The organism is Pseudoxanthomonas mexicana (assembly GCF_014397415.1).
Lineage (GTDB): Bacteria > Pseudomonadota > Gammaproteobacteria > Xanthomonadales > Xanthomonadaceae > Pseudoxanthomonas_A > Pseudoxanthomonas_A mexicana.
On the sequence record NZ_CP060731.1, the window covers coordinates 1,091,461 to 1,107,500 of the forward strand.

The 16,040-nt window shown below is 69.6% G+C and carries 15 protein-coding genes; 7 read left to right on the forward strand and 8 right to left on the reverse strand.

What is annotated here, in order from left to right; translation table 11 throughout:
• Positions 1-26 precede the first annotated feature (26 nt).
• The 4 genes from IAE60_RS04975 to radC form a co-directional block, all read right to left on the reverse strand.
• A complete protein-coding gene (locus tag IAE60_RS04975) occupies positions 27-452 on the reverse strand; it encodes a hypothetical protein (protein ID WP_187574096.1) in 426 nt (141 codons plus the stop codon).
• On the reverse strand, positions 449-1,240 hold the full coding sequence (locus IAE60_RS04980; protein WP_187574097.1) for an SPOR domain-containing protein: 792 nt from the start codon (positions 1,238-1,240) through the stop codon (positions 449-451). Before IAE60_RS04980 ends, IAE60_RS04975 begins: the two co-directional genes overlap by 4 nt.
• Positions 1,241-1,255: 15 nt before the next feature.
• A complete protein-coding gene (gene argS, locus IAE60_RS04985; protein WP_187574098.1) occupies positions 1,256-2,944 on the reverse strand; it encodes an arginine--tRNA ligase in 1,689 nt (562 codons plus the stop codon).
• Positions 2,945-3,041: 97 nt separating this feature from the next.
• Positions 3,042-3,716 carry a RadC family protein gene (gene radC, locus IAE60_RS04990; protein ID WP_187574099.1) on the reverse strand — a complete coding sequence of 225 codons (675 nt, stop codon included), beginning with the start codon at positions 3,714-3,716 and terminating at the stop codon, positions 3,042-3,044.
• A gap of 96 nt (positions 3,717-3,812) precedes the next feature.
• Here radC and coaBC point away from each other — a divergent pair, with 96 nt between their 5' ends.
• Genes coaBC through IAE60_RS05005 form a run of 3 tightly spaced genes read left to right on the forward strand, consistent with a single transcriptional unit; the run spans position 3,813 to position 7,845 of the window.
• Positions 3,813-5,042: a bifunctional phosphopantothenoylcysteine decarboxylase/phosphopantothenate--cysteine ligase CoaBC gene (coaBC, locus tag IAE60_RS04995; protein ID WP_185894952.1), complete on the forward strand. Its 1,230-nt coding sequence runs from the start codon at positions 3,813-3,815 to the stop codon at positions 5,040-5,042.
• Positions 5,039-5,503, forward strand: a complete 465-nt coding sequence (dut, locus tag IAE60_RS05000; RefSeq protein ID WP_162110876.1) for a dUTP diphosphatase — start codon at positions 5,039-5,041, stop codon at positions 5,501-5,503. Before coaBC ends, dut begins: the two co-directional genes overlap by 4 nt.
• Positions 5,504-5,517: 14 nt before the next feature.
• Complete coding sequence (locus tag IAE60_RS05005; RefSeq protein ID WP_187574100.1) at positions 5,518-7,845, forward strand: phosphomannomutase/phosphoglucomutase; 2,328 nt, start codon at positions 5,518-5,520, stop codon at positions 7,843-7,845.
• 90 nt (positions 7,846-7,935) lie between these two features.
• Here the strand turns inward: IAE60_RS05005 and IAE60_RS05010 are convergent, their stop codons facing one another.
• Positions 7,936-8,649 (reverse strand): hypothetical protein, encoded by a 714-nt coding sequence (locus tag IAE60_RS05010; protein WP_244966661.1) that lies wholly within the window; start codon positions 8,647-8,649, stop codon positions 7,936-7,938.
• Between the two features lie 17 nt (positions 8,650-8,666).
• Positions 8,667-9,338 (reverse strand): orotate phosphoribosyltransferase, encoded by a 672-nt coding sequence (gene pyrE / locus IAE60_RS05015; RefSeq protein WP_187574101.1) that lies wholly within the window; start codon positions 9,336-9,338, stop codon positions 8,667-8,669.
• Between the two features lie 113 nt (positions 9,339-9,451).
• On the opposite strand from pyrE, the gene IAE60_RS05020 reads away from it, so the two are divergent.
• From IAE60_RS05020 to IAE60_RS05030, 3 genes are read left to right on the forward strand one after another with little or no spacing between them, the layout of a single operon-like run.
• On the forward strand, positions 9,452-10,222 hold the full coding sequence (locus IAE60_RS05020) for an exodeoxyribonuclease III (RefSeq protein WP_187574102.1): 771 nt from the start codon (positions 9,452-9,454) through the stop codon (positions 10,220-10,222).
• Positions 10,222-11,553: an AmpG family muropeptide MFS transporter gene (locus tag IAE60_RS05025; RefSeq protein ID WP_425504456.1), complete on the forward strand. Its 1,332-nt coding sequence runs from the start codon at positions 10,222-10,224 to the stop codon at positions 11,551-11,553. The genes IAE60_RS05020 and IAE60_RS05025 overlap by 1 nt, the downstream gene beginning before the upstream one ends.
• Before the next feature lie 46 nt (positions 11,554-11,599).
• A complete protein-coding gene (locus IAE60_RS05030; RefSeq protein WP_162110872.1) occupies positions 11,600-11,827 on the forward strand; it encodes a hypothetical protein in 228 nt (75 codons plus the stop codon).
• Here IAE60_RS05030 and IAE60_RS05035 read toward each other — a convergent pair.
• Positions 11,824-12,963, reverse strand: a complete 1,140-nt coding sequence (locus tag IAE60_RS05035; RefSeq protein ID WP_187574103.1) for an anhydro-N-acetylmuramic acid kinase — start codon at positions 12,961-12,963, stop codon at positions 11,824-11,826. The two genes, IAE60_RS05030 and IAE60_RS05035, sit on opposite strands and share 4 nt — an antisense overlap.
• A 73-nt stretch (positions 12,964-13,036) precedes the next feature.
• Positions 13,037-14,488 (reverse strand): M23 family metallopeptidase, encoded by a 1,452-nt coding sequence (locus IAE60_RS05040; protein ID WP_187574104.1) that lies wholly within the window; start codon positions 14,486-14,488, stop codon positions 13,037-13,039.
• 183 nt (positions 14,489-14,671) lie between these two features.
• Here IAE60_RS05040 and tyrS point away from each other — a divergent pair, with 183 nt between their 5' ends.
• Complete coding sequence (tyrS, locus tag IAE60_RS05045) at positions 14,672-15,880, forward strand: tyrosine--tRNA ligase (RefSeq protein ID WP_187574105.1); 1,209 nt, start codon at positions 14,672-14,674, stop codon at positions 15,878-15,880.
• Positions 15,881-16,040: the final 160 nt, after the last annotated feature.

Consider the following 16,040-nt stretch of genomic DNA (forward strand, 5'->3'; position numbering starts at 1 on the left):
TCCTGCGGAAACGGGGAAGGGTCGGGTCAGGCGGTCGCGCGCATCGTGCGCTGCGCCTGCCACTGGGCACCCAGATGGGCGCCCAGCGCCGCCGCGGCGAGTGACAACACGGCGCTGGCGGCATTCATGCGGAAGATGGCCAGGAGCGGGCGCCCGCCATCGATGGCCGGCAGCGCGATGTTCGCCAATAGCACGAACGTGGCGATCCAAAGGGCCAACGTCAGCCCCAGCGCCACCACCAGGAACCGCCGCCCGGCGATAACCCCGCCGAGCGCCATGCAGGCGGCGGTGACCAGATAGCTGATCGGCGCGAGGTAGCCCAGCGGCGTGGGCACCATCTGTTGCCAGGCGGGCGGCAGGAACCGCGATGCAAGCCAGGACGCGGCCAGCAGGGCGACGAGCACCATCACCGTGGCGAGCGTCATGCGCTGCCAGGGGCGAAGGGCGCTCACTGCGCCTTCACCGCCATCGCGGGCAGGCCGCCGCTGGCGAGCTTCTGCTTGGCTTCGGCCAGTTCGCTGGCGGTGCCGTACGGCCCCATGCGGACGCGGTAGACGGTCTTGCCGTTGATCTGCGCCGATTCCACGCGGGCGCTCAGGCCCAGCATGGCGATCTTGGCCTTGGTGGCTTCGGCATCGCCGGATGCCCCGAAGGCGCCGGCTTGCAAGATGTAGCGGGCGCCGCTGTCGGCACTGGCCACCGTGGCGGCGGGCTTGGGCGCCGGCGCCGTGTCGGGGACGCGCGGCGTTTCCGCGGCCGCGCGAGGCGTCGGCGTCTCGTCGATCGGTGCCGGCTGTGCGCTGTCGTTGCCGGCAGGCGTCGGCACGACGGTCGTCGACTGGCCGCTCAGCGCGGCGCGTGCCTTGCGGGCTTCTTCCTCGCGCGCGCTGGCGGCGAGTTCGGCATCGGACATCTGCACTTCCTTGCCGGGCAGCAGGGTGTAGAAGTCGTACTGTGTTTCCTTGGTGCCGGCCTCGTCGGGCATGGCGGCGGTGGCCGGTGCATCGCTGGCGGGCGCGTCGGGCACCACCGCTTCCACGTCGGCGCTGTCGATCGGCGCGGGCTGCGCGTCCGGATTGGGCTGCGGGCGGAAGAAGCTGTCGCCGTCCTTCTTGCCCAGGCCCGGCACGATGAAATACACCGCCAGGCCGATCAGCAGGCCCAGCACCAGCCATACCCAGGCGGGCGTGGCGTGACCGGAATTGCGGGTGGCCTGGTTCTTACCGCGTCTTGCTGCCATGTACTGCTTCTCCGCTTACATCTTCTCGGGCGCACTGACGCCCAACAGGTCCAGTCCGTTGGCCAGCGCCTGGCGGACCGCCAGGGCCAGCGCCAGGCGCGCGTCGCGTGCGGCCGCATCGTCGATCAGCACGGGCGTGCCCGCGTACCACGTGTGGAAAGCATAGGCCAACTCGCGCAGGTATTGCGCCACGAGGTGCGGCTCCAGCGCGTCGCCGGCGGCCTCCACCACTTCCGGATAGCGCGACAGTTCCACCATCAGCTGCAGCGAGGTGTCGTCGTCCAGCCGCGCCAGGTTCGCCAAACCGTTGGCCTGGTCGTAGGCGTAACCCTTCTCGCCGGCCTGCCGCAGCAGGCTGCACACGCGCGCATGCGCGTACTGCACATAGAACACCGGGTTGTCGTTGCTCTGCTGGCGGGCCAGGTCGATGTCGAAGGTCAGCTGCGAGTCGGGTTTGCGCGCGATCAGGAACCAGCGCGTCGCATCGGCGCTGGTCTCTTCGATCAGGTCGCGCAGGGTGAAGTAGCTGCCGGCGCGCTTGGACAGCTTCACTTCCTCGCCGCCGCGCATCACCGTGACCATCTGGTGCAGCACGTACTCCGGGTAGCCGGCCGGAATGCCTTCGCCCAGCGCCTGTAGGCCGGCCTTCACGCGGGCCAGCGAACCGTGGTGGTCGGCGCCCAGTTCGGTGATCGCGCGCTCGTAGCCGCGCTGCCACTTGCTGAGGTGATAGGCTACATCCGGCACGAAGTAGGTGTAGGTACCGTCGGACTTGCGCATCACGCGGTCCTTGTCGTCGCCGAAGTCGGTGGACTTCAGCCACAGCGCGCCGCCTTCCTCGTAGGTGTGGCCGGAAGCCACCAGCTTGCGCACGGTTTCCTCGACCTTGTGGTCGGCATACAGCGAGCTTTCCAGGAAGTAGCGGTCGAACGACACGCCGAACGCGGCCAGGTCCAGGTTCTGCTCGCGGCGCAGATAGGCCACGGCGAAACGGCGGATGGCGTCCAGGTCCTGTGGATCCTTCGCGCCGGTGACCACGTGGCCTTCGACCTCGACCGAGTCGCCGTTGAGGTAAGCCTGCGCCACGTCGGCGATGTAGTCGCCGCGGTAGCCGTCTTCCGGCCAGCCCTCGCTGTCCGGTGTCAGGCCCAGGGCGCGGGCCTGGGTGGACTTGGCCAGGTTGTCGATCTGCACGCCGGCATCGTTGTAGTAGAACTCACGCTTCGCATCCCAGCCGTTGGCTGCCAGCACGCGCGCGATGCAGTCGCCGATCGCGCCGGCGCGGCCATGGCCCACGTGCAGCGGGCCGGTCGGGTTGGCGGAGACGTATTCCACGCCCACCGTGCGGCCCGCGCCGCGTTCGTTGCGGCCGTAGGCGGTGCCCTGCGCCAGCGCGGTGGCGACTTCGCGCTGGTAGGCGCCGGGGCTGAGGTGGAAATTGATGAAGCCCGGGCCCGCGATCTCCACCTTGGCCACGTCGTCGCTGGCCGGCAGTGCGGCGACCAGCGCGGTGGCGATGGCGCGCGGATTGCTGCGCGCGGCCTTGGCCAGCTGCATGGCGGCATTGGTGGCGAAGTCGCCGTGTTCGCGGGTCTTGGGGCGCTCGACCACGAAATCCGGCGTGGCGGTGTCGGCCGGCAGGGTGCCGGCGGAGCGCAGGGCATCGATGCCCTGGGCGATCAAGGCGCGGAGGGAAGCTTTCACGGGAGACCGTCGTGTTGCGTGGGAACCGCCTATTCTAGGTTTTCCCGGCCCCCGAGTGGGCTCGTCGCGGTTCAGGTGGGGCGGTGGTCCTGCCCGTTCAGACCCAGCCGCGCGCGGCCATCGACTGCGGCGGCCCGTCGCCGACGACGAAGTGGTCCAGCAGGCGCACATCGACCAGCGCGAGCGCCTGCTTCAGGCGCTGGGTGACGGCGCGGTCGGCAGCGGACGGTTCTGCGCAGCCGGAGGGATGGTTGTGCCCCACGATCAGGGCCGTGGCGTTGATGGCCAACGCGCGGCGCGCGACCTCGCGCGGATGCACTTCGGCGCTGTCCACCGAGCCTTGGAACAGTTCCTCGAACCCCAGCACGCGGTGGCGGGTGTCGAGGAACAGGGCGGCGAACACTTCCTGCCGCCGTCCCCGCAGCCGCTGCGCGAAATAGCGGCCGGCGGCCTCCGGGTCGCTGATGGCGTCGCCGCGCTCCAGCGAGGCGTGCAGCAGGCGGTTGCCCAGTTCCAGCGCCCCGGCCAGGGCGCACGCGCGGGCCGGGCCCAGGCCGGGCAGCGTGGTCAGTTCGGACGGCGGGCGTTCCAGCAGGGCACGCAGCGGGCCATGCTGGGCGAGCAGTTCGCGCGCCGTGGCGACGGCGTCGCGCCCGTGCAGGCCCGAGCCCAGGAAGATCGCCAGCAGTTCGGCGTCGCTGAGGCTGCCGGCACCCCGCGCCAGCAGCTTTTCGCGGGGACGTTCTTCGTGGGGCCAGTCGCGGATGTGCATGGGCGCACTGTCGCGAATGCTTGAGTCGGACCGCATCGGGCGGCAACGGCCGTTCGGGTAAGCTAATCGCCTGTATCGACGTAGGAATGGGCCGACGTGACGGGATCGGACAAGACACAGGGCCTGGCGGGGCGTCGCCTGCTGCTGTGCGTGGGGGGCGGGATTGCCGCCTACAAGGCGCTTGAACTGGTGCGCCGCCTGCGCGATGCGGGCGCGCAGGTGCAGGTCGCCATGACCGCCGGGGCGCAGCAGTTCGTCACGCCGCTGAGCTTCCAGGCGCTGTCCGGACACCCCACCCGCACGTCCCTGTGGGACAGCGCGGCCGAGCAGGCGATGGGCCATATCGAACTGGCGCGCTGGGCGGACCAGGTGATCGTCGCGCCCGCCACCGCCGACCTGATGGCGCGCCTGGCGCATGGGCTGGCCGACGACCTGGTCACCACGTTGTGCCTGGCGACCACCGCGCCGGTCATGATCGCGCCGGCGATGAACCACCGCATGTGGGAACACCCCGCCACCCAGGGCAACCTGGCCACGCTGCGTGGTCGTGGCGTGCGGGTGGTGGGGCCGAACGACGGGCCGTTGGCCGAGGGCGAATCCGGTCCCGGCCGGCTCGCCGAGCCAGGCGAGATCGTGGCCGCACTGGCCAACCACGCCGACGATGCCCCGTCGGTGCCGCAGGACCTCGCCGGATTGAAGGTGGTGGTCAGCGCGGGCCCCACCTACGAGGACCTGGACCCGGTCCGCTACCTGGGCAACCGCAGCAGCGGCAAGATGGGCTTCGCTGTCGCCGCCAGCGCTGCAAAGCGTGGCGCGGCGGTCACCCTGGTCGCCGGCCCCGTGCACCTGCCCACGCCGGCGGGCGTGACCCGCGTGGATGTGCGTTCCGCCGCGCAGATGCACCAGGCCGTGTTCGCCGCCCTGCCGGCCGACGTCTACATCGGCGCCGCGGCCGTGGCCGACTACACCCCGCGTGTGCCGGCCGCCGACAAGATCAAGAAATCCAGCGAATCGCTGGCGCTGGACCTGGTGCGCACCCCGGACATCCTGGCCGAGGTCGCGGCGCAGACGCAGGCGCTCAAGCTGGTGGTCGGCTTCGCCGCCGAGACCAATAACGTGGCCGAGTACGCGCGCAAGAAGCTGGAAGCCAAGCGGCTGGACATGATCGTGGCCAACCGCGTGGGCATCGCCGATGGCGGGTTCGAGAGCGACCGGAACGCGATGACGGCCTACTGGAAGGAAGGCGAGCGCAGCTTCGCCTCCGCGCCCAAGACGCAGCTGGCGGACGAACTGATCGACCTGATCGTGGAGCGACTGAACGCATGAGCGCATCCCGCGCGGTGGAAGTGAAGCTGCTGGACCCCCGCTTCGGCGACGAATGGCCGCTGCCGGCCTACGCCACCGAAGCCAGCGCCGGCATGGACCTGCGCGCGGCGCTGGATGCGCCGCTGGTGCTGGAACCGGGTGACGCCGCGCTGGTGCCCAGCGGCATCGCCCTGCACTTGGGCGATCCGCAGCTGTGCGCCGTGGTGCTGCCCCGCTCGGGGCTGGGCCATCGGCACGGCATCGTGCTGGGCAACGGCACCGGCCTGATCGACGCCGACTACCAGGGGCCGCTCCTGATCAGCGTCTGGAACCGCGGGCACGAGGCCTTCACCATCCAGCCGGGCGACCGCATCGCCCAGGTCATGGTGCTGCCGGTCGTGCGCGTGAGCCTGCAGGTGGTGGATACTTTCGCCGACAGCGCACGGGGGACGGGTGGTTTCGGCCACACCGGCGTGCGGTGACAGGGGACAAGCCGATGAACACGACGAACGACAAGCGTCCGCGGATGCCCGTGGGCGATACGCGGCGCGCGCTGCCGCTGCTGGCGGTGCTGTTGCTGCTGCTGGCCGGCCTGCTGGCCTGGAGCGGGGTGCGGCAATGGCGCGATGCGGCCCTGCTCGACGACATGCAGCGCGCCCGCGACGCGGCGGCTTCGGCGGTGGAGAGCGCCTACCGCGCCCAGACCGGACAGCTGGCCCAGCGCCTGGCGTCGGCACCGGTGAAGGCCGCATTGGACCGCAACGACAGCGCCGCCGCTGTCGCGGCGCTGCGCGAGGGATGGACGGGCGTCGAGCAGGTCGAGATCCATGACGGCGCGCTGGAGTCGGCCTATGCCGACGCGGCGGCCTTCGGCTTCAGCAAGCTCGCGCTGCTCGAGGCGGGCATGCAGGGCGAGGCGGTGGCGGCCCGGGTGGTCAAGGATGGCAAGACCACGGCCTTCGGCCTGGCGGCGGCCGTTCCGCAGGGCGTGGTGTACGTACGCCTGCCGCTGGCGCAATTGACCGGCGGATTCGACGGCGTGGCCATGCCCGCGGGCGGCTACCTGGCGCTGCGGCAGGGTGCGTTCAGCGTGCGCGAGCGTGGCAACGCCGGCCTGCAGGACGGCGCCGAGCGCATGGCGCACACGGTTGGCAAGACCGGCCTGCGCGTGGCCACCGCCGTGCCGGACAGCGAACCGGGCCCGCTGGGCCTGGGTGCGATTCCCGCGCTGGTGGCCGCCGGCCTGCTGGCGGCGCTGGCCGCACTGGCGCTGCTGGTGGCGCGGGGCGGCATCCGCCTGCCCCGCATCGGAAAGAAAGGCGCCCTCATGGACGAAACCGACGGGCCCACCCTGGGCGAAGCGCTGCTGCGCGAACCACCGCCGATGCCGGCCGCCCGCGAGGCGCGCGCGCAGGAAGAGGGAGGCCCTCCCGACCGCAGTGCGGTCGAGGTCGACCCGGGCATCTTCCGCGCTTACGACATTCGCGGCATCGTCGGAAAGACGCTGAACATCGAGGTGGCCGAGCTGATCGGCCTGGCGATCGGCTCGGTAATGCGCGACGAGGACCTGGCCGACATCGTGGTCGGGCGCGACGGGCGTCTGTCCGGTCCCGATCTGGTCGGCGGGCTGATCAGCGGCCTGCGCAAGGCCGGTCGCAACGTCATCGACATCGGCCTGGCGCCCACGCCGGTCGCGTACTTCGCCGCCTACCACCTGCGTACCGGCAGCAGCGTGGCGGTGACCGGCAGCCACAACCCGCCGGACTACAACGGGTTCAAGATCGTGGTCGGCGGCCAGACGCTGTCCGGCGATGCGATCACCGACCTGTACGAACGCATCCGCGACAACCGGCTGCACGTCGCCAACGTGCCCGGCGACCTGCAGCAGCGCGACGTGTCGGCCGACTACATCCAGCGCATCGCCGACGACGTGCAGCTGGAGCGGCCGCTGAAGGTGGTGGTGGACGCCGGCAACGGCGTGGCCGGCGACATCGCGCCGCAGCTGCTGGAGGCGATCGGCGCCGACGTCATCCCGCTGTACTGCGAAGTCGATGGCACCTTCCCCAACCACCACCCCGACCCCAGCGAGCCGCACAACCTCGAGGACCTGATCCAGACGGTCAAGCGCTTCGACGCCGACATCGGCCTGGCCTTCGACGGCGACGGCGACCGGCTGGGCGTGGTGACCAGGGAAGGCGAGGTGATCTTCCCCGACCGCCTGCTGATGCTGTTCGCGGCCGACGTGCTGGAGCGCAATCCCGGCGCGCTGATCATCTACGACGTGAAGTGCACCGGAAAGCTGCAGGGCTGGGTGCTGCGCCACGGCGGCACGCCGATGATGTGGAAGACCGGGCACTCGCTGATCAAGGCGAAGATGCGCGAGAGCGGCGCCGAACTGGCCGGCGAGATGAGCGGGCACTTCTTCTTCCAGGAGCGCTGGTACGGGTTCGACGACGGCCTCTATTCGGCCGCCCGCCTGCTGGAGATCCTCGCCAACCGGGCCGAGACGCCGTCCGAGGTGCTGGCGGCCCTGCCCGACGGCGTGTCCACGCCGGAGATCAAGGTGGATGTGCCGGACGGTACGCCCCACGAGATCGTGGCGCGGTTCGTCGAGGGCGCCAGCTTCGAAGGCGCACGCCTGTCCACGATCGATGGCCTGCGCGCGGACTGGGACGATGGCTGGGGCCTGGTGCGCGCTTCCAACACCACGCCGATCCTGGTGCTGCGCTTCGAGGCGGACAACACGGCGGCACTGGAGCGCATCAAGGACGAGTTCCGCGCGCGCCTGCAGGCGCTGGCACCGGAGCTGACGATGACGTTCTGAGGCCACCGCCGGAACGGGAAGCCGACGACGCCGGGCATGCCCGGCGTCGTCGTATCCAGGGACCCGGCATCGCGCCGGTCCGGAAGTGGATCAGCGGCGGGCGGGTGCCTGCGCGTCGGTGGACGCATCGGCCGGGGCGGTGGCGGCGGCTTCGGCCTGCTCCGCGGTGACGCCCTTCATCGCGCGGAAGCGCTGCAGGGTGTCGGCGATCTCCACGTCCAGCTCGGCACGCTGGCTTTCGAAGCTCTGCTGCAGACGGCGGGTACGCACCAGTTCGGCGTGGCGCTGGTGGATCGCGGCGGCCATCTCGGCGGTGACCGGCTTGCCGGCCAGCTCGCGGTCCCCGGCGGTCTGCAGCAGGCTGATCAGGCCTTCGCGCAGGCTGACCGCGTTGTAGCGCGCGGTCTGCACGTTGTTGTCGACGATGGCGGTGCGTTCGTTGAACACGCGGCGCAGGTCGTCCTCGCTGCGGTAAGAAAGCAGCATGGCCGCATCGGTGCGTCGACGCGTCTCTGCGGCGGCCGCATCCATCTGCCGCTGCTGTGCCTCGACGGCGGCCTGGGCACGCTCCTCGGCGGTCAGGGCGCGCTCCACGCCACCCGTGCGCAGGCCGCTGCTGGCGCTGATCTCGTCGCGCGCGGCATTCACGGCGTCGGCGGGCAGGGCGTCGCTGCAGACGCGCTGGCCCTTCTCCTGCCAGCAGAACAGTTTCTTGGCGCCGGCGGCGCCCTTGTCCTGCGCCAGCGCGCAGGGCATCGCCACCAGCGCAGCGGTGGCCAGCAGGATGGATGTGCGGACAGTCATGGCAGCCCCCTGCTGCATCAGTCCTGGGTCGCGCTGCCGTAGCGGGCCCGGTAGGCCAGCAGGTCGTCGCGATGGCGGACAAGGTCGGCGCTTTCGCCGGCAAATGCAAGCAGGTCGTGCAGGTTGGCCACGGCCACCACGGGGACGCCGGTTTCCTCGGCGACGGATTGCGCCGCCGAACGGCGCGGCGCGGCCGCGCCCGGTTCGCCCAGCACTTCCTGGCGGTCGAGCGCGACGACGATCCCGGCCGGGGTGCCGCCACCGGCGCGGATCAGGCCCAGCGCCTCGCGGATCGCGGTACCGGCGGTGATCACGTCGTCGACGACCAGCACGCGCCGGTCTTCCAGTGGCGCGCCGATCAGCAGACCGCCCTCGCCATGGTCCTTGGCTTCCTTGCGGTTGAAGGCCACGGGCAGGTCGCGCCCGCGGCGGGCGAACTCGCAGGCCAGTGCCGTCGCCAGCGGGATGCCCTTGTAGGCCGGGCCGAACAGCAGGTCGAACTGCAGGCCGGTCTCTTCGATCGCGTCGGCATAGCAGGCGGCCAGGCCGGCCAGGAGCGTGCCGCTGTCGAAGCGGCCGGCGTTGAAGAAGTAGGGACTCTGCCGGCCCGATTTCAGCGTGAACTGGCCGAAGCGCAGGGCCTGCGCGTGCAGGGCGAGCTGGAGGAAACGGGCGCGATGGTCGGTCATGGCGGCAGGGACTGAACAGGACGGGGGACAGGATAACCGCCGCGGCCTGCGCGCCGCGCGGTCCGGGCGCCGGTTCGGGTACGCTTGCCCGGTTTCCGACGAACGACGTATCCATGCGCATCATCAGCTTCAACGCCAACGGCCTGCGCTCGGCGGCCACCAAGGGATTCTTCGACTGGTTCGCCGCGCAGGACGCCGACGTGCTGTGCGTGCAGGAGACCAAGGCGCAGGAACACCAGCTGGCCGGCCCCGAGTTCCTGCCCGCCGGCTACAAGGCCTGGTTCCGCGACGCGAGCACCAAGAAGGGTTACAGCGGGGTGGCGATCTACGCCAAGCGCGAGCCGGACGAGATCCGCACCGCGCTGGGCTGGCCCGATTTCGACGAGGAAGGGCGCTATATCGAAGCGCGCTTCGGCGACCTGAGCGTGGTCTCGTTCTACATCCCGTCCGGCTCGTCGGGCGAGGAGCGCCAGGGCTTCAAGTTCAAGGTCATGGAGTGGCTTGCACCGGTGCTGGACGAGTGGCGCCGCAGCGGCCGTCACTATGTGCTGTGCGGCGACTGGAACATCGTGCGCAGCCGGCTGGACATCAAAAACTGGACCAGCAACCAGAAGAACTCCGGCTGCCTGCCGCCCGAGCGCGACTGGTTGAACGCGATGTGCGTGGACGACGGCGGCTGGGTCGATGCCTACCGCGTGCTGCACCCAGAGGGCCAGGACTACACCTGGTGGAGCAATCGCGGTGCCGCGCGCGCCAACAACGTGGGGTGGCGGATCGACTACCAGTTCGTCACCCCGTCGCTGCGTGATCGCCTGAAGGCCTGTTCGATCTACCGCGAGCAGCGCTTTTCCGACCATGCACCCTTCACGGTGGACTACGCCTGATGACGATCTCCAGCGATCGCCCGTCCAAACCCTCGGTCTGGCGCGCGTTCGCGCAGCCGTCGGCGTGGACGATGTTCTTCTTCGGCTTCGCCTCGGGCATGCCGTTCCTGCTGGTGGCCGGCACGCTGGCGTACTGGTTGACCGAGAACGGGCTGGAACTGAAGAACATCACCCTGATCGCGAGTGCCGGCCTGAGCTACACGCTGAAGTTCCTGTGGGCGCCGCTGGTGGATCGCTGGCGTCTGCCGCTCATCGGGCGGTTGGGTCAGCGGCGCGGCTGGCTGTTGTTCGCGCTGGCCGTGGTCATCGTGGGTCTTCTGCTGATGGCGCATCTGACCCCCGGCCGGCTGGCGCCTTTCGTCTGGGTCACCCTGATGACGGCGTTCGCCGGCGCCACCCTGGACATCGCGGTGGATGCCTACCGCATCGAGATCGCGCCGCAGGAATCGCAGGGCGCGCTGCTGGCCACTTACTCGCTGGGCTACCGCATCGCGCTGATCATCACCGGTGCGCTGGCGCTGATGCTGGCCGATCAGGTGTCATGGCCGCTGGTCTACCAAGCCATGGCAGTCGTCATGCTGGTGCCGGTGGTGGCGGTCCTGCTGTCGCGCGAACCGGATGTGGTGCGGATACGGATGACCACGTGGGGCGAGGGCTTGCGGGAAGGCGTCGTGGAGCCCTTCGTCGATTTCTTCCGCCGCTTCGGTGCCGCGCTGGCCATCGCCCTGTTCGCCTTCATCCTGCTGGCGAAGATTTCCGACCAGTCGCTGGGCGGCGGCATCATGGCGCCGTTCTACCTCAGCCAGGGGTTCACCAAGACCGAGATCGGCGCGGTCTCGAAGATCTGGGGCGTCTGGGTGGGCCTGGTCGGCGTGTTCATCGCCGGCATCGCCGTCGCGCGCTGGGGCGTCAAGTGGCCGCTGCTGGCGGGCATCGTGCTGGGGGCGATCAGCAACCTGCTGTACGTGTGGCTGATCGGCGCCGACGGCGACGTGTGGAAGCTCACGCTGGTGATCTCCGGCGAGAACCTCGCGCAGGGCTTCCAGGGCACCACGCTGGTGGCGTTCCTGTCGGCGCTGGTCAACCAGCGCTTCACCGCCACCCAGTACGCGCTGTTCTCGTCGCTGGTGATGCTGCCGGGCAAGCTGCTGGGCGCGGTGTCGGGCGGCATCGTGGAGCAGACGGGGTACGGGGTGTACTTCTGGATCACCGCCCTGGTGGCGATCCCGGCGGTCGCGCTGTTCTTCTGGCTGGCACCGCGCATCCGGTTCGGCGGCGACCACGAGCCGGCAAGCGGCATCGACCGGTCGGTGGGCGGCGCACCGGACTGAGCGCGTGCGCTAAAGTCCGACCAAGGGGCATGCAGGGGACGGGGCAATGACCGACATCGTGCTGAAGGACGTGGATCCGATCCTCGCCGAGCGCATCCGCCGCGTCTCTCAGGCGCGGGGATGGCCGATCCACGACACCATCTTCAACCTGCTGGAGCAGGGCCTGTTCGTCTGCGAAGCCGAAGTGCGCGGCGGCTTCGACGATCGTGAAGTCAACGTGCTGGCCGAAGCCATCAGCGCCCTGAAGGACGTGCCGCCCGGCAAGGGCTTCTAGGCGGGGAACACCGTGCCCAGGATGCGGCGCCCCGAGGCGCCGGTGACGGCCGGCAGATTGCCGGGGCGGCCCGCCAGCGTTTCGCGGGCCAGCCACGCGAAGCCCATCGCTTCCACGTAGTCCGGTTCCAGGCCATGCATCGCGGTCGACTCCACGATGGCCTGCGGCAGGTAGGCGGCCAGTCGCGCCATCAGCGCCGCATTCCGCACGCCACCCCCGCAGACCAGCACCCGGCGGGTGTCCGGCTGGGTCATCTGCAGCGCGTCGGCGACCGTGCGTGCGGTCAGGTCCAGCAGGGTCGCCTGCACGTCGGCGGGCGACAGGGCCGTCTCCCCCATGCGTGCCTGCAGCCACTCCAGGTGGAAATGCTCGCGCCCGGTGCTCTTGGGCGGCGGCTGCGCGAACCAGGGGTCCGCCAGCAGGCGCGCCAGCAGCGCCGCGTCGACCTGTCCGCTGGCCGCGAAGGCGCCGTCGGCATCGTACGCACGACCGGTGTGGCGCTCGCACCAGGCATCCATCAGCGCATTCGCCGGGCCCGTGTCGAACCCGCGGACCTCCCCGCCGACCGGCAGCAGGGTGAAATTGGCGATGCCGCCCAGGTTGAGTACCGCCCGGTCTTCCTGCGGCGAGCCCAGCAGCGCGGCGTGGAAGGCGGGCATCAGCGGTGCGCCCTGGCCGCCGGCGGCCACGTCGCGGCGGCGGAAATCGGCCACCGTGTCGATACCGCTGCGTTCGGCGATGACATTGCCGTCGCCCAGCTGCCAGGTGAAGGGAGGATCGGCCTGCGGACGGTGGCGGATGGTCTGGCCGTGCGAGCCGATCGCCCGCACGCGACCCCGCGGTATGCCGGCGTCCTGCAGCAGCGCCAGGGCCGTGTCGGCGAAGGCCAGCGCCACCGTCGCATCCAGCGCACCGAGTGCATCCAGCGACACGGTGTCCGCGCCCTGGCCCAGGGCGACCAGCCGGGTACGCGTCGCCTCGTCCCACGCGAACGTGCGGCCATGCACCAGCTGGCAGCGGAGCGCACGCCCCTCGCCCTCGAACCGGACCAGCGCGGCATCGATGCCATCGGCGCTGGTGCCGGACATCAGGCCCAGGTAGAGCGCGGAGGCGGGGGCGTCGGTGGCGTCGGTCATGCGGGAGGGTCGGGCAAAGAAAAAGGCGGGACAGTGTCCCGCCTTTTCGGATATCCCGCCATGTGCGGCCGGGTCAGCCCTTGCCGTTCTTCTTGGCCGGGGCAGGCTTGGCGGACGCCACGGCCGTGGCGGGCTTCGCCGCATCTTCGGCGGGGCCGACATCGGCGTAGATGATGTCCTCGACGGTGCGGATGCGCGCCAGCGCATTCGAGGTGTAGGTGCGGAACGACGCCAGCTGCGCCCCGGACAGCGGCTCGGGTGGCGGCATCGTCACCGACAGCGGGTTGCGGTGCACGCCGTTGATGCGGAATTCGTAGTGCAGGTGGGGGCCGGTGGACAGGCCCGTCGTGCCGACGTAGCCGATCACGGTGCCCTGCGCCACGCGCTGGCCCTGCTTGATCTTGCCCAGCCGCGACATGTGCGCGTACAGCGTGGTGTGGCCGCGGCCATGGTCGAGGATCACGGTGCGGCCGTAGCCGCCCTGCCAGCCGGCGAACTGCACGCGCCCGTCGCCTGCCGCCATGATCGGCGTGCCCGTCGACGCCGCGTAGTCCACGCCCTTGTGCATGCGCATGGTGCCCAGCACGGGATGACGCCGCGCGCCGAACTTGGAACTCATGCGCGCATAGGCGATGGGCATGCGGATGAAGTTCTTCTTCAGCGGCCGGCCGGCAGCGGTGAAGTACTCCGGCTTGCCGCCAGGACGGGTGAACCGGAAGCCGGAGTACAGCTTGCCGTCGACGGTGAAGGTGGCCGCCTGCACCGGTCCCGTGCTGATCAGTTCGCCCTCGCGCCAGGTCTGCTCGACCACCACGCTGAAGCGATCGTCCGGTCCCAGGTCGGAGTTGAAGTCGATGTCGTACTTGAAGATCTCGTCGGTCATCGAGTTGATGTTCGCCGACGTCAGCCCCGCCTTGCGCGCCGACCGGTTCAGCGAACGTCCCACCTTGCCGCTCAGCACGACGGTGCGGGTGGTGGTTTCGCGCGCGATGACCCGCTCGGTGATCTTGTCGGTGCCCACCACCAGTTCCACGCGGTGGCTGGGGTCGCGGTCGTAGCGCAGCGTGCGCAGGCTGCCGGTGACGGGCAGGTCGAAGGCGATCTCGGTGCCCGGCTTCAGGCGCGTCAGCGCCTTCTTCGCATCGCTGTTCTCCAGGATGCGGTGCAGCGTGGCGGCGGGAATGCCCAGCTCCTCGAAGATCGCCCCCATGGTCTGGCCCGGCTTCACGCGGACCACCTGCCAGCTGTCGCCGGCGGTACCGGCCTGGCGCGCGGCGGACAGTTCGGGTAGTTCGAGCAGCAGGGTGTTGCGGGGCTGGGAGACGGGTGCCTGGATGGCGCTGGAGAAGCCCGGCACGATGGTGGCCATCAACACGCCGATGGTGGTGAACAGACTGGCGTGGATCCAGTGGCGGCGCGTCCAGCGGCCTTCCGGCAGATGCCGCTTCACGGCGGTCTCCCGAAGCACGCCAAGGCGCTCGCGGAACTGTTGCTTGCGGCTGTTGCCGCCCCCATGACTCTGCATCAAGGTTGCACCCCGGGGCCAAGGCAAAGCCCCAATCGGCGTACCATAGACACGCGAAGACTTCGCGTCAAACCATTGAGTCAAATGGTTTTTTTGATTGGTATCACTATTTACCTTCTTTTAACGGTAACTTCACCTCACTGACTTGCCCTTCACGGGCGCCCCTGACTGGAACTGTTCCCCGTGTCCTCCGCTGAAGCTCTTGCCCTGATCGGCCGCGGTGCCGATGAAATCCTCAAGCCCGAAGAACTGGAGGCGCGCCTGAAGCTCGGTCGCCCGTTGCGCGTGAAGGCGGGGTTCGACCCGACGGCGCCCGATCTTCATCTGGGCCATACCGTGCTGCTCAACAAGATGCGGCAGTTCCAGGACCTGGGGCACCAAGTGATCTTCCTGATCGGCGATTTCACCGGGATGATCGGCGACCCCACCGGCAAGAACGTCACCCGCAAGCCGCTGACCCGCGAGGACGTGCTGGCCAATGCCCGCACCTACGAGGACCAGGTCTTCAAGGTGCTGGATCGCGAAAGGACGGAGGTCCGCTTCAACTCCGAATGGTTCGGCAGGATGGGCGCAGCGGACATGATCCGCCTCGCCGGCCAGCACACCGTGGCCCGCATGCTGGAGCGCGACGACTTCGCCAAGCGCTATGCCGCCCAGCAGTCCATCGCCATCCATGAGTTCCTGTACCCGCTGGTGCAAGGGTACGACTCCGTGGCGCTGCAGGCGGATATCGAACTCGGCGGCACCGACCAGAAGTTCAACCTGCTGATGGGCCGGGGACTCCAGGAGCACCACGGCCAGGCGCCGCAGATCGTGCTGACCATGCCGCTGCTGGAAGGGCTGGATGGCGTCAACAAGATGTCCAAGTCGCTGGGCAACTACATCGGCGTCAGCGAGCCGGCCATCGACATCGTCACCAAGACCATGAAGATCGGCGACGACCTGATGTGGCGCTGGATCGAGCTGTTGAGCTTCGAGATCGGCGTGACCGAAGCGGCCGCACTCCGGCAGTCGGTCGCCGACGGCGGGCTGAATCCGCGCGACGTCAAGCTGCGCCTGGCGCGCGAACTGGCGGTTCGCTTCCATGGTGCCGCCGATGCCGAAAAGGCGATCGCCGGCTGGCATGCCGTGGTCACGGGGCAGGGAGACACCTCGCTGCTGGAGCTGAAGGAGGTGAGCGTGCCGGCAGAGGGGATCCGCATCGCGGCGCTGCTGACGATGGCCGGCATCACGCCCAGCAACTCCGAAGCCAACCGCAAGCTCAAGGAGCGGGCGGTCAAGGTGGAAGGGGAAGTGGTCGAAGACGCCGGCCTTCAGCTGATGCCGGGTTTCGAGGGCGTCCTGCAGGTAGGCAAGCGCAATTTCGCGCGCGTCCATCTGGTAGCGGGCTGAGCAGGCCATCGCTGCCTGAAGGCCGGTCAGCGGGACGTGAAAAATTCCGTCCGCACCCCTTCCCAAAGCTGACAGAACCCGCCATACTTTCCCTCCCCCGACGCACGGGGCCTTGCCGGACCGGCAGGGCGCCAGAAGAAGGGAAACGAATCGCCAACAA